Genomic DNA, 13,487 nt, shown 5'->3' on the forward strand with positions numbered 1-13,487 from the left:
CCTGTGCGGGCTGCTTTCAGCGTGCCGCGGTATAGCTGGCGCCGAGCTTCTGCCGACCGTCGGGCAGGTTGATCTGCGCCGGGTCGAGACGCCAGACCCGCGCCGCGGCGATGTCACCGAGGAGCAGGCTGTAGGTCGGGTCGAACGAAGTGCTGGAGAAGATCAGGTAGTCCTCGTTCACCGGCGCGGCGTCGGAATTGTCGCCCTGGCAGTGGTTGAGCGGCAGGATCGCCGGGGTGCCGGGCGGGCTGTTGGGTACGACCATGGCCAACTGGTCGTTGCCGGCCGGCTGGGTGCGCGAGAGGAAGTAGGCGGTATAGTCGCGTACCACCGGGTAATAGTCGCGGCCCCCCGCGGCCGGGGTGGCGAGGGCGCTGACCTGGCCGTTCTCCAGGTTCCTGCGCACCACCCGCAGGCTGTCGCCGGCTCCTGTCGCGTAGACCACGTACTTGCCTGAGGGGGTGAGGAACGGCATCGACTCTTCGGTGCTCCAGCCGTCGCCGGTCACGGCTTTCCAGGCGCTCACGCCGACGCTGCCATCGCCATTGAAGACCAGGGTGGCGAGGCGGATGTCGCCCTCGTGCTTGAGCACGACCTGGCGGCCGTCGAAGGAGAACTTCGGATCCTCGTTGCGACCGCCGATGGCCGCGGTCAGGTTGCTCGGCGCCTGGGTACCGCCGATGGCCCAGGCGAACACGTGCCAGGCGCCATTCTGGCGGCCCATGAAGGTCAGGTAGCGGCCGTCCGGGGAGAAATGCGCATTCATCGGGTCCTCGATGTTCCAGCCGGGCTGGTTGAGCTGGCGGGTGCTCTTGCTCTTGAAATCGTGCAGGTAGAGGTTCGAGGAGCCGTCCCCGTACTCCATATAGCTGTGGTAGGCCAGGCGCCCGCCGAGCGCGGGCAGGCTGCTGGCGGGTTGCAGGGCCAGGTTGGCGGTGCAGGCCGCATGGGCGGGGAGGCTGGCAACGGGGGAGAGGAGCAGGGCGAGGGAGAGCAGAGAGACCTTGAGTGGCGCGATGTTCATGGGGTGCCTTTCCTTGGACGGTGATGGAGCACGCATGTTCGCGCATTCGCTGCCTTCGCGCGGTTGCGCTTGTCCGAAAGCTGCTTCTGAATGGAAAAGCCGATGGTGTAGGGTAGTCCCTTTCCGTTTCTACCCTGGAGAACAGTGATGACCCTGATGGAGTCCGACCTGACCGCACTGGCCGCCCGCCTCGGCGAAAGCCTTCGTTACCTGGGCGAGCAGGTCAGCACGGCGGAATCCTGCACCGGTGGCGGCATCGCCGAGGCGATCACCCGCATCCCGGGGAGTTCGGGCTGGTTCGAGGCTGGCTACGTGACCTACTCGAACCGCCAGAAGACCCTCCAGCTGGAGGTGCCCGAGTCGCTGTTCCCGGCAGTCGGCGCGGTCAGCCGGGAAGTGGTCGAGGCCATGGTGCGCGGCGCCCAGCGGCACAGCCGGGCGCGTTTCGCGGTGGCGGTGAGCGGTGTCGCCGGGCCCGACGGCGGCTCGCCGGAAAAGCCGGTTGGCACGGTCTGGCTGGCCTGGGCCGACGGCGAGCGGCTGGTCAGCGAGCGCTGCCAGTTCAACGGCGACCGCGATGCCGTGCGCCGGCAGACGGTGGCGACCGCGCTGACCGGCCTGCTGCGCATGAGCAACGGCGAGAACCCGGGCTAGCCGCGCCTGCGGGCAACCGTTCGGAACATTCTTCCCGTCGGGGGTAGGCGAGCGACTTGCCCTGTGGAATAATACTGTCTACTTATACAGTTGTTCGTGGCCGTCCGGCCGCCCTGACTTCGCGAGGACTTCAATGGACGAGAACAAGAAGCGCGCCCTGGCCGCGGCCCTGGGACAGATCGAACGCCAATTCGGCAAAGGCGCGGTCATGCGCATGGGCGACCATGAGCGCCAGGCGATCCCGGCCATCTCCACCGGCTCCCTGGGCCTGGACATCGCCCTCGGCATCGGCGGCCTGCCCAAGGGCCGGATCGTCGAGATCTACGGTCCGGAATCCTCGGGCAAGACCACCCTGACCCTCTCGGTGATCGCCGAGGCCCAGAAACAGGGCGCCACCTGTGCCTTCGTCGACGCCGAGCACGCGCTCGATCCCGACTATGCCGGCAAGCTGGGCGTCAACGTCGACGACCTGCTGGTCTCCCAGCCGGACACCGGCGAGCAGGCCCTGGAAATCACCGACATGCTGGTGCGCTCCAACGCGGTCGACGTGATCATCGTCGACTCCGTGGCCGCGCTGGTACCCAAGGCCGAGATCGAAGGCGAGATGGGCGACGCCCACGTCGGCCTGCAGGCACGCCTGATGTCCCAGGCGCTGCGCAAGATCACCGGCAATATCAAGAACGCCAACTGCCTGGTCATCTTCATCAACCAGATCCGCATGAAGATCGGCGTCATGTTCGGCAACCCGGAAACCACCACCGGCGGTAACGCACTGAAGTTCTACGCCTCGGTCCGCCTGGACATCCGTCGTACCGGTGCGGTGAAGGAAGGCGACGAGGTGGTGGGTAGCGAAACCCGCGTCAAGGTGGTGAAGAACAAGGTTTCCCCGCCGTTCCGCCAGGCCGAGTTCCAGATCCTCTACGGCAAGGGCATCTACCGTACCGGCGAGATCATCGACCTGGGCGTGCAATTGGGCCTGGTCGAGAAGTCCGGCGCCTGGTACAGCTACCAGGGCAGTAAGATCGGCCAGGGCAAGGCGAACGCCGCCAAGTACCTGGAAGACAATCCGGAAATCGGTTCGGTACTGGAGAAGACCATTCGCGACCAGTTGCTGGCCAAGAGCGGCCCGGTGAAGGCCGACGCCGAAGAAGTGGCTGACGCCGAAGCCGATTGAGGCCAATGGCGACCGTGCTCGATACGCCCGTCGCCGTGCGGCGGGCGGCCATGGATCTGCTGGCGCGCCGTGAGCACGGGCGCGCCGAGCTTTCCCGCAAGTTGCGCCAGCGTGGCGCGTCTGCCGAGTTGATCGACCCTGCCCTCGACCGCCTGGCCGAGGAAGGTCTGCTCGACGAATCCCGCTATCTCGAAAGCTTCATCGCCAGTCGCGCCCGTAGCGGCCATGGGCCGTTGCGCATCCGTGAGGAACTGGCGCAACGCGGTCTGCCGCGCGCCGATATCGAAAGGGCGCTGGGTGCCTGCGAGGTCGACTGGAGTGCGCAATTGCGCGAGGTCTGGCGCCGCAAGTTCGCCCGCCTGCCGCAGGACGCCAGGGAAAAGGCCCAGCAGGGCCGCTTCCTGGCGTACCGGGGTTACTCCATGGAGTCGATCAGCCGCCTGTTGAACGGTCGCAGCGACGATTGAGCGCGTGCCGGAGCGGCAGCTTCAGTCCCAGTTTTCCGGCAGGTTGATGTAGTCCAGCAATTCCCGCAGACGCCCCTGGTCGCGCCCGTTGAACACGAAGGCGAGGCGGGTCAGGTTGCGGAACTCCGGTTCGTCCTGTTCCTGCTCGCTGTAGGCCTGCTGCTGGAAGCCGCCGCTCAGGCAGAGGCTGGCGAAGTGTTCGTGCAGGTGCGCCAGCGCGGCTTCGTTCAGGGCGTGGTTCAGGCGAATAACGAACGTGCCTTTCAGCCAGCGGCTGGAGTGGAAGTTGCGGTAGAACTGGGCGATTTCCTTCACCGCGTCTTCGGCCGAATGCACCAGGCGCATCAGGCGCATGTCGGCCGGCAGGATATAGTGATTCTCCAGCAACTGTTCCTGCATGAACTCCAGGGCGTGTTCCCAGTAGCGGCCGCCCGGCTGGTCGAGCAGCACGATCGGCACCAGCGGGCTCTTGCCGGTCTGTACCAGGGTCAGCACTTCCAGTGCCTCGTCTAGGGTGCCGAAGCCGCCGGGGCAGAGCACCAGGGCGTCGGCTTCCTTGACGAAGAACAGCTTGCGCAGGAAGAAGAAGTGGAACGACAGCAGGTTGCCGCTGCCGTCCACCGTATGGTTGGCGTGCTGCTCGAAGGGCAGGGTGATGTTGAAGCCCAGGCTGTTCTCCAGCCCGGCGCCTTCGTGGGCGGCGGCCATGATGCCGCCGCCGGCGCCGGTGATCACCATCAGGTCGTAGCGGGCCAGTTCCTCGCCCAACTTGCGCGCCAGGGCATAGACCGGATGTTCGACTGGCGTGCGCGCCGAGCCGAACACGGTGACCTTGCGTCGCCGCTTGAACTGCTCGAGGACGCTGAAGGCATGCTCCATCTCGCGCAGGGTCTGCAGCATGATCTTGGCGTCCCAGCGGTTGCGGTCGGCCTGGGCCATGCGCGTCACGGTGAAGAGCATCTCGCGGTAGAGCGCGAGATTGGGGCTGTCGCCGGGAGCCGCAAGGGCCGCCAGTTCGTCGACCTTCCGCGCCAGGTCGGTGCCGCTGGTCTGGAAGTGCCGGGAAAGATAGTCATCGGCTTCGTAGGGCATTCGCATACTCCTTCTACAACCACCCTGGACAGGCGGTCATCCGCATACTGCCACGGACTGCGTGACAGTTGCGGACGGCGGCTCAGATCTCGATGCGTTCGCCGGGCTCCGGTATCTCGGCATCCCAGTCGAGACGCTCGCGGATCGCGCCCTGCAGCGCTTCCATCTTTTCCCGCTCGCCATGTATCAGGTATAGCGCTGGACGGTGGGCGAAGTGACCGACCCAGTCGAGCAGCTGCGATTGCCCGGCGTGGGCGGAGAAGCCGCCGAGGGTATGGATCTGCGCCTTGACCGCGATGCGCTGGTGGAACACGCGAACCGCGCTGGCGCCGTCGACGATGTTGCGGCCCAGGGTGCCGCGCGCCTGGAAGCCGGGGAATACCACATGGCATTCCGGGCGCCAGAGGTTGTGCTTGAAGTGATGGACGATACGGCCGCCGGTGCACATGCCGCTGCCGGCGATGATGACCGCGCCGCTCTTGATCCGGTTGATCACCATCGACTCGTCGGCGCTGCGGGTGACGCGCAGCACCGGCAGCCATTCCTCCAGGCGGGTGGTGCCGGTGCCGCGAATGTACTCGCGGTCGCGGTCGTCGAACTCGTTGCTGTGGCGCAGGTAGATGCCATTGGCACGGGCGGCCATCGGGCTGTCGAGGAATACCGCCTGTTGCGGCAGGCGGCCCTCCTGGTAGAAGCGGCCGAGGTAGTAGAGCAGGTCCTGGGTGCGGCCGACGGCGAACGACGGGATCAGCACGTTGCCGCCGTCGCGGTGCGCCTGGTCGAGAATCGCCGCCAGTTCCTCCAGGGTGTCGTTGCTGTCGCGGTGATCGCGATCGCCATAGGTGGATTCGAGCATCACCACGTCGGCCCGGCTCAGCGGCGAGGGCGCGCGCATCAACGGCGAGCAGGTGTTGCCGAGGTCGCCGGAAAACACCAGGCGGCGCGGTTGCACCTGGTCGTGGAATTGCACTTCGACGATCGACGAGCCGAGGATGTGCCCGGCGTTGTGAAAGGTCACCCGCACGCCACGAGCGACCGCCACGGTGCTGCCGAGGCTGATCGGCCGGCGCAGCTTGAGCGCGCGTTCGGTGTCGGCCTGGGTATACAGCGGCTTGATGCTCGGCTTGCCGATCCGGTTGCGCCAGCGGTTCTCCCACTCGGCGTCCTTTTCCTGGATGTGCGCGGAGTCCAGCAGCATGAGTTCCAGCAGTTCGCAGGTGGCCTCGGTGGCGAAGATCGGGCCCTTGAAGCCCTCGGCCGCCAGGCGCGGCAGCAGGCCGCTGTGGTCCAGGTGGGCGTGGGAGATGACCACCGCGTCGATGCTCGCGGGATCGAAGGGGAAGGGCGCGCGGTTGCCGTTGTCGGCTTCGCGGCGCCCCTGGCGCATGCCGCATTCGAGCAGGACCTTCACGCCATCGAGGGTTTCCAGCAGATAACAGGAGCCAGTGACCTCCTGGGCGGCGCCTAGAAACGTCAGTGATGCCATCGAGCCTCCTCCGTCAGAGCTCTGTCGACACCCCGATACCTTTCGGGGATCGTGGAATGCCATGGAACCTTCGTACAGGGCCAGGGTGAACGAATCGGGGGCGGGGAGCTTGATGCAGGTCAGCGCCCTTTGCCGTGTGCTGCCTAGACTGCAAGGCACCACTAGGGAGGCTACCCACCATGAGTCAGATTCTGCCCAGTCAGGACGAGTTGCTTGCCCATGCGGCGGCCGAGCCGGCGTTTGCCGCGTGGCTGCAAGGCCATGGTCCGCTCCAGCATAGCGCAGAGACCCGCGCCGCCGTGTTCCGCACCGCTCATCAATTGGTCCAAGCCGGGCTGCAACCGGACCTGGCCAGCGTCTACCAGCTGTTCCGCGCCCTCGACCGGCTGACCGCCAGCGCCCTGCGCATCGTCGTGCACATGACCTACGCCCGGCGCATCCGCCTGGACGGCCAGCCGTTGCAGGCCGAGGATTTCAAGACACAGCCCGAGGGCCACACCGGCGGAGCCCTGAACATGGTCCCGGCCTACGCCGGCTATCTGGCACTCAACGTCCTGACCGGCAAGACTCGCGCCTGGTTGATGGGCCAGGGCCATTGCGTGGCCGCCATCGACGCGCTGAACGTCCTCACCGGCAACCTGCACCCGGAGCAGGAGCGCGCCTATGCCGACGGCGAGGAAGGGCTGAACCGCTTGCTGCAGGACTTCTACGGCTACGCCCAGGCCCCCAACGGCGCACCGGCGGCGCCACTGGGCAGCCACGTGAATCCGCATACCGCCGGCGGTATCGCCGAGGGCGGTTACCTCGGCTTCGCCGAATTGCAGTACGCGCACATGCCGCTGCCCGGCGAGACCCTGGTGGCGTTCCTCTCCGATGGCGCCGCCGAGGAACAGCGCGGCAGCGACTGGATTCCGCGCTGGTGGCGAGCCGAGGATTGCGGGGCGGCGCTGCCGGTGATGATCGCCAATGGCCGGCGCATCGAGCAGCGCACCGAACTGGGCACCCATGAGGGGCTGGAGGGCTTCAAGCTGCATCTGCGCCGATGCGGCTTCGATCCGATCAGCTTCGATGGGCGCGACCCGGCCGCCTTCGTCTGTACGCTCTGGGAGATGGAGCAGCGCCTGGAGCGGCGCGTGCAGGAGAAGAACAGCGGCATCCTCCGCTACCCGCTGCCGATTCCCTACGGCATCGCCGAGACGGTCAAGGGCTTCGGCTTCTATGGCGCCGGCAGCAACGCCGCGCACAACCTGCCGCTGCCGGGCAATCCGCATAACGACGAACAGGCCCGGCAACTGTTCAACCAGCATGCAAACGAACTCTGGGTCGAGCCTGAGGCTCTCGAATTGGCCCGCCGGCTGTTCGCCGAGCAGCGCGGCGAGCGCCCCCTCGAACGGGACAACCCGCTGGCCCTGCGCCATCCCATCGAACCGATCATCCCGCCGCTGCGCTATCGCGACGACGCCTGCTCGCCGATGGCCGCGCTGGACCGCTTCTATACCGAACTGGTGGAGGCCAACCCCGACCTGCGCGCCCGGGTCGGCAATCCCGACGAATTGGCCAGCAACCGCCTCGGCGGCGTGCTCAAGGCGCTCAAGCATCGGGTCAGCGAGCCGGAGAGCGAACTGGAATCGGTGAGCGGTCGGGTCATCACCGCGCTCAACGAGGAGGCGGTGGTGTCCGCCTGCCTGGCCAACCAGGGCGGACTCAACCTGGTTGCCAGCTACGAGGCGTTCTGCGTGAAGATGCTCGGCGCGGTGCGCCAGACCCTGATCTTCGCCCGCCAGCAGAAGGAGGTCGGGCGTCCGGCCGGCTGGCTGGGCTGGCCGCTGGTCGCTACTTCGCATACCTGGGAGAACGGCAAGAACCAGCAGTCGCACCAGGACACCACCTTCTGCGAAGCCCTGCTTGGCGAGATGAGCGACATGGTCCGGGTGCTCTTCCCGGCCGATCACAACAGTGCCCTGGCGCTGCTACCGACGATCTACCGCAGCCGGGGGCAACTGGCCTGCCTGGTGATCCCCAAGCGCGACCGGCCGATGGTGTTCGACGCCGTCCAGGCCGAGCGCCTGGCCCGCGACGGCGCGATCCTGGTCGAGGAGCGCTGCGGCTCCGATCCGCTGCTGCTGATCGCCAACGGCAGCTACCAGCTCGAACAGATGCGCCGCGCCGCGCAGCGCCTGGCCGAGGCCGGGCAGGCCTACCGGCTGGTCTACCTGCAGGAGCCGGGACGCTTCCGCGCGCCGCGCGATCGCTGGGAGGTCGAGGCGGTGGCCGACGAGGCGCTGGTGGAACGACTGTTCCCGGATAGCCATGAGCGCCGCGTGCTGCTCACCCATATGCGTGCGGAAGTGGCGCGTGGGCATCTCTGGCCGATCCTGCCGGATGCCCGGCGCACCTCGGTACTCGGCTATCGCAACCGCGGTGGCACCCTCGACGAGGCGGGCATGCAGTTCGCCAACCGCGCCTGCTGGGGCAACGTGCTGGCGGCTTGCGCCCGCTTGATGGAGGTCCCGCGCACCGCGCTGCTGACCCCGGAGGAAGCGGCGGCGGTGGCTGGCAAGGGCGATCCGGCGTTGTTGCGCTGAGTTCGGCTGCGTATCGGCGGATAACGTCTGTGGCGTTATTCGCCCTGCCGAACGGGGGCGGGTGTCTGGCGAAGGCAGGGTGTGGGCGGGGTATCGGCGGATAGCGTCGGCGACGTCATTCGCCTACGGAGCGGGGGGACGAAGCGGCTTGAGCAGCCCGTCCAGCCCGTCGATCTTCAGCTCCAGGGTCAACTGCATCAGCCGCCCGAGTTCACCGGGCGGGAAGCCTTTCTTGTAGAACCACAGCAGGTACTCCTCCGGCAGGTCGACCAGCATCCGTCCCTGGTACTTGCCGAACGGCATCGGCGTCCTGGCGATCTTCAGCAGATGCTGCTTGTCCAGCATGGCGACCGCGCGGCGCGCTTACTTCTTGCCCTGGATGCGGCAGCTGCCGGCATCGAAGCGTTCGGTGGCGACCGGCTGGTTGGTCTTGTACTCGGTGAAGCTGTAGGTGAGGATCGCGCCGCGGGCGAGCAACTGGCGATAGCCGGTGTTGCTGCACACGCTATCGCCGAGCTGGCTGCGCACGCTGTCCGGGTTGGAGCGCATGCGCTCGGCGTGGCTGGCGCGTACGCTGAGGTGATTGATCAACTGGTTGCCTTCGACGGTGTAGCCCTGGTCGAGGATGTCTTCGTTGATGGCGCGAGGAGTGCCTACGCTGCTTTCCTTGGCCACTTTCTCCAGCATCTTGCTCAGTTCGAAATCCTTGAGCGAGGCGGCATGGGCGGCGGTGGGCAGGACGAAACAAAGGGCAAGGGCCATGAGGCGCGACATCGAAGATCTCCTGGGGCAATAAGCGGATTCGACCGATGAAGGGGCGAATTGTTTCCGTCGGCCCTTTCCCGGGACGGACGGTGGCGAATGGGCGCCATGTTACCGCGTTCGGGGCGGGGCACGGAAACGCAAAAGGGCGACCGAGGGTCGCCCTTTCGTCGATAGCGGTGCGGATCAGCGCAGCTTGATCTCGGTCCAGAGCTTGTTCAGGGCGCGTCGCTGGCGCGAGTTCAGGTCCTTCAGCGGCTCCAGCCTGGCCTGGGTGGCGGCGTCCGGGAACAGGGCGGCGAGCGTCTTGATTTCCGGCCTGATGAAGGGCAGGGCGGCGGCGTTGGGCGTGCCGGTACCGATCTGGTTGGTCAGCTCGGAAGCGTTCCGACCGTCGAGCATGAAGTCGATGAAGCGGTAGGCCAGGTCGGGGTTCTTCGAGCCCTTGTGGATCACCATGTTGTCGATGGCCAGTACCGCGCCCTGGCGGGGCAGGGCGAAGTCGACCTTGAAGGCGCGGCCGGCAGCCTCCGCGTCGGCCCTGGCCTGGTACATGTCGCTGGAGTAGCCATGGGCGACCCAGATGTTGCCCAGGGTCAGCTCCTTGATATAGCTCGACGAGTTGAACGCGGCCCAGTACGGCTTGGCCGCGAGGATCAGCGCCTGGGCTTCCTTCCAGTGCTGCGGGTCGGTGTCGTTGGCGGAGTGACCGAGGTACTTCAGGGCGGCGCCGAACAGTTCCTGCGGGTCGTCCATCACCGTGACCCTGCCCTTGATCTTCTCCAGGACCGCCGGGTCGAAGATCACCGACCAGTCGGCGGGGTCGATGCCCAGCTTGTCCAGCTCGGTCTTGTTGTAGCCGACCAGGGTGGTGGTGAAGGCGTAGGGCAGGGAATAGCGGTTGCCCTTGTCGAAATCCTTGTCGAGGTAGCCCGCGGCCTCGTTGCTCAGGTTCGCCAGGCGACTCTTGTCCAGCTCCAGCAGGTCGCCCTTGCGGATCAGCGCCTCGACCGCGTTCTGGGTCGGGATGATCACGTCGTAGCCGCTGGCCCCGGCGGCCAGCTTGGCCATCATTTCCTCGGTGCCGGAATAGAACTCCTGCACCAGCTCGCAGCCACATTGCTGCTCGAAGCGTTTCAGCGTGTCCTCGGCGATGTAGTCGTTCCAGTTGAACAGATACAGCTTCTCGGCGGCGGTGGCCTGGGCGGCTCCTGCCATGAGGGTTGCGACGAGCAACAGCTTTTTCATCATGGTTCCTTGTTACGGGGTGGCAGGGCTCCGGAAACCGGAGCAGGGCAAGGCCGCGGGCCTCTCCGGGAGGCCCGCGGGTTTCGGCGGATCAATGGCCCTTGATGGCGCTGGGGGAGAGTTTCGAGGCGATCACGATCAGCACCAGGGTGAGCAGCATCAGCAGGGTGGAGACGGCGTTCACTTCGGGCGTCACGGCGATCTTGATCATGGTGTAGATCTGCGTCGGCAGGGTGGCGAAGCCGCCGCCGGCGGTGAAGAAGGTGATCACGAAGTCGTCGATGGACAGGGTGAAGGCCATCAGCGCGCCGGCGACGATGCCCGGCATGATCAGCGGCAGGGTCACCAGGCGGAAGCTCTGCCAGGGCGTGGCACCGAGGTCGCGGGCCGCCTCGGTGAGGCTTTCGTCCATGCCCGACATGCGCGCCTGCACCACCAGGGCGACGAAGCCGACCGAGAAGGTGATGTGCGCGAGGGTCACCGAGAGCATGCCCAGGCTCATGTTCAGGCCGATGAAGAAGATCACCAGCGAGACCCCCATCAGGAGTTCCGGAATGGCGATCGGGGTCAGCACTAGCAGGGGCAGCACGCGCAGCTTGAAGCGATGCAGGGCGACCCCGGCGAGGGTGCCGAGCAGGGTCGCCACGCTGGCCGAAACCAGCGCGATGACCAGCGAGTTGGCGGCGGCCTGGAGCATGTCGCGGTTGCCGAACAGCTTGCGGTACCAGTCCAGGGTGAAGCCCACCCACTCGGCGTTCAGCCGCGAGTCGTTGAAGGAGTACAGCACCACGATCACCAGCGGTACGTAGAGGAACAGGTACACCAGCGCGGTGGCGCTCCAGAGCAGGTAGGGCCTACGCATGGGCGCCTCCCTTGCGGGCGCGCGCGGCGCCCATGCCGAGGGCGACCAGCAGCAGGATGCAGCCGGTCAGGGCGATCGACAGCGCGCTGCCGAACGGCCAGTCGCGGGAGTCGAGGAACTGGCTCTTGATCAGGTTGCCGATCATGATGCCGTCGGTACCGCCGACCAGGTCGGGGATCGCGAACATTCCCAGCACCGGGATGAATACCAGTGCCGCGCCGGCGGCCACGCCCGGCAGCGAGAGCGGGAAGGTCACCCGCCAGAAGCGTTGCCAACGACCGGCGCCGAGGTCCTGGGCGGCGTCCAGCAGGGCCGGGTCGTGTTTCTCCAGGTTGGCGTAGAGCGGCAGGATCATGAACGGCAGGTGCACGTAGACCATGCACAGGATCACCGCGAACGGGGTGAACATCAGGCTGATCGGCTGCGCGCCGAACAGGTCCAGCGTGGCGTTGATCCCGCGGGTCAGGGCACCGGACGGCGAGAGGATGATCATCCAGGCGTAGACGCGTACCAGCAGGTTGCTCCAGAACGGCAGGATCACCAGCAGGATCAGCAGGTTGCGCCACTTCGCCGGGGCCCGGGCGAGGGTGGTCGCCACCGGGTAGGCGAGCAGCAGGCAGGCCAGGGTGGTGACCAGGGCGTAGCCGAAGGATTTGACGAACAGTTGCAGGTACACCCAGCTCTCGGTGAGCCGGGTGTAGTTCTCCACGCTGAGGTCGTAGACGGTCTGCCCGTCTTCGCTGTACATCCAGGGCGCCAGGCCGCCGTAGTCGCCGGGAAAGCGGAACGAGGCGAACAGCATGATCAGCGCCGGAACCAGGAAGAAGAACAGCAGATACGCTTGCGGCGGCCAGACCAGCAGCCACTTGCCGAGGTTCTTTCTCATCGTGTCAGGCCCTGACCAGATGGCCGGCATCGAAGCGCCAGGCGGCTTCCACCGCGTCGCCCACCTCGAAGAACTTGGCTCGGCCGGGCGTGGCGTTGGGCAGCAGGGTTTCCAGGCGCTCGCCGTTCTCCAGTTCGACGATGTACAGGGTCACGTCGCCCAGGTAGAGCAGTTCGGCGACGCGACCGCGGAAGTGCACCTCGTTGCTGTCGGCGGTGACGCTCTGCGCCAGCCGGATCTTCTCCGGCCGCAGGGTCAGCACGCAGGCCTCGCCGGGCTGGGCGTCGAAGGATTTCAGCGCCTGGACCTCGCCCAGGCCCCGGAGGTCGATGCGCACGCGTTCGCCGTCGACCGCCTCGACCGTGGCGTCGAGCAGGTTGCACTGGCCGATGAAGTCGGCGACGAAACGACTGCGCGGGAAGCTGTAGATGGTTTCCGGGGCGTCCAGTTGCTCCACCCGGCCCTGGTTCATCACTGCGATGCGGTGCGACAGCGCCAGGGCTTCGCCCTGATCGTGGGTGACATAGACGAAGGTGATGCCGACGTCCTTCTGCAGGTTGATCAGTTCGATCTGCATTTCTTCGCGCAGCTTGGCGTCCAGCGCCGACAGCGGTTCGTCGAGCAGCAGCAGGCGCGGCCGGTTGACCAGCGCGCGGGCGATCGCCACGCGCTGGCGCTGGCCGCCGGAAAGCTGTGTCGGCATACGCCCGCCCTTGTCCGCCAGGCGTACGTCCTTCAGGGCCTGTTCGACGCGGGCGTCGATCTCGCTCTTCGCCACTCCGGCCATCTTCAGCGGGAAGGCGATGTTCTGCGCTACGCTCATGTGCGGGAACAGCGCGTAGCTCTGGAACACCGTATGCACCGGGCGCTTCTCCGGCTCGACGCCGGCGAGGTCCTGGCCGTTGAGGCGGATCTCGCCGCTGTCCGGCTGGTCGAAGCCGGCGAGCATGCGCAGGAGGGTGGTCTTGCCGCACCCGGAAGGGCCGAGGAGGGTGAAGAATTCGCCGGTGTTGATCGTCAGGCTGACATTGTCGACGGCGGTGAAGTCGCCGAAGCGGCGGGTCACGTTGCGGATCTCGAGCAAGGGGGGCGTCACTCGTCTGGAGAGGCAGTAAGGTCAGCGGGCGGAGCCGGCTGCCCGGTGTCGAAAAAGGGGGCGGATTATAGGGATCGCATCCCGCTCTAACTAGACGTCTGAGGCCCCTGTGAAGAATTTTTGGGTATACGGATTTAATGGTTGATGGGGC

General features: G+C 66.5%; 13 protein-coding genes. 4 read left to right on the forward strand and 9 right to left on the reverse strand.

The genetic code is table 11. The annotated features are described in order from the left end of the window. Window positions 1-16 precede the first annotated feature (16 nt). Window positions 17-1,024 (reverse strand): TolB family protein, encoded by a 1,008-nt coding sequence (locus LE197_RS00210; protein WP_031640472.1) that lies wholly within the window; start codon window positions 1,022-1,024, stop codon window positions 17-19. Window positions 1,025-1,171: 147 nt separating this feature from the next. Between LE197_RS00210 and LE197_RS00215 the strand changes: the two genes are divergently transcribed. The 3 genes from LE197_RS00215 (at window position 1,172) to recX (ending at window position 3,319) form a co-directional block, all read left to right on the forward strand. Continuing rightward, window positions 1,172-1,678: a CinA family protein gene (locus LE197_RS00215; protein WP_003143267.1), complete on the forward strand. Its 507-nt coding sequence runs from the start codon at window positions 1,172-1,174 to the stop codon at window positions 1,676-1,678. A gap of 133 nt (window positions 1,679-1,811) precedes the next feature. Further along, complete coding sequence (gene recA, locus LE197_RS00220; protein ID WP_003092260.1) at window positions 1,812-2,852, forward strand: recombinase RecA; 1,041 nt, start codon at window positions 1,812-1,814, stop codon at window positions 2,850-2,852. Between the two features lie 5 nt (window positions 2,853-2,857). Continuing rightward, entirely contained in the window at window positions 2,858-3,319 is a 462-nt protein-coding gene (recX, locus tag LE197_RS00225) for a recombination regulator RecX (protein ID WP_003119355.1), read from the forward strand. 21 nt (window positions 3,320-3,340) lie between these two features. Here the strand turns inward: recX and LE197_RS00230 are convergent, their stop codons facing one another. Together LE197_RS00230 and LE197_RS00235 are read right to left on the reverse strand one after the other, a co-directional pair. After that, entirely contained in the window at window positions 3,341-4,411 is a 1,071-nt protein-coding gene (locus tag LE197_RS00230) for an LOG family protein (RefSeq protein WP_003092255.1), read from the reverse strand. A gap of 82 nt (window positions 4,412-4,493) precedes the next feature. Continuing rightward, window positions 4,494-5,897, reverse strand: a complete 1,404-nt coding sequence (locus LE197_RS00235) for an MBL fold metallo-hydrolase RNA specificity domain-containing protein (protein ID WP_031640473.1) — start codon at window positions 5,895-5,897, stop codon at window positions 4,494-4,496. Between the two features lie 179 nt (window positions 5,898-6,076). On the opposite strand from LE197_RS00235, the gene LE197_RS00240 reads away from it, so the two are divergent. After that, window positions 6,077-8,482 (forward strand): phosphoketolase, encoded by a 2,406-nt coding sequence (locus LE197_RS00240; RefSeq protein ID WP_003113876.1) that lies wholly within the window; start codon window positions 6,077-6,079, stop codon window positions 8,480-8,482. Window positions 8,483-8,605: 123 nt separating this feature from the next. Here LE197_RS00240 and LE197_RS00245 read toward each other — a convergent pair whose 3' ends face one another. From LE197_RS00245 to LE197_RS00270, 6 genes are all read right to left on the reverse strand, one after another. Beyond that, complete coding sequence (locus LE197_RS00245) at window positions 8,606-8,827, reverse strand: DUF3820 family protein (RefSeq protein WP_003092249.1); 222 nt, start codon at window positions 8,825-8,827, stop codon at window positions 8,606-8,608. Between the two features lie 18 nt (window positions 8,828-8,845). Then, window positions 8,846-9,256, reverse strand: coding sequence for a quorum-sensing-regulated virulence factor family protein (locus LE197_RS00250; RefSeq protein ID WP_003109703.1), 411 nt, complete (start codon window positions 9,254-9,256; stop codon window positions 8,846-8,848). A 174-nt stretch (window positions 9,257-9,430) separates the two neighbouring features. After that, window positions 9,431-10,495, reverse strand: coding sequence for a spermidine/putrescine ABC transporter substrate-binding protein (locus tag LE197_RS00255; protein ID WP_003129956.1), 1,065 nt, complete (start codon window positions 10,493-10,495; stop codon window positions 9,431-9,433). 88 nt (window positions 10,496-10,583) lie between these two features. Then, window positions 10,584-11,354, reverse strand: a complete 771-nt coding sequence (locus tag LE197_RS00260; protein WP_003092244.1) for an ABC transporter permease — start codon at window positions 11,352-11,354, stop codon at window positions 10,584-10,586. Further along, a complete protein-coding gene (locus LE197_RS00265) occupies window positions 11,347-12,240 on the reverse strand; it encodes an ABC transporter permease (RefSeq protein WP_003159504.1) in 894 nt (297 codons plus the stop codon). Before LE197_RS00265 ends, LE197_RS00260 begins: the two co-directional genes overlap by 8 nt. Window positions 12,241-12,244: 4 nt before the next feature. After that, window positions 12,245-13,336 (reverse strand): ABC transporter ATP-binding protein, encoded by a 1,092-nt coding sequence (locus LE197_RS00270; RefSeq protein WP_019682178.1) that lies wholly within the window; start codon window positions 13,334-13,336, stop codon window positions 12,245-12,247. Between the last annotated feature and the right edge of the window lie 151 nt (window positions 13,337-13,487).

Origin of the sequence: Pseudomonas sp. PS1(2021) (assembly GCF_020405165.1) — a bacterium.
Classification (GTDB): Bacteria; Pseudomonadota; Gammaproteobacteria; order Pseudomonadales; family Pseudomonadaceae; genus Pseudomonas; species Pseudomonas aeruginosa.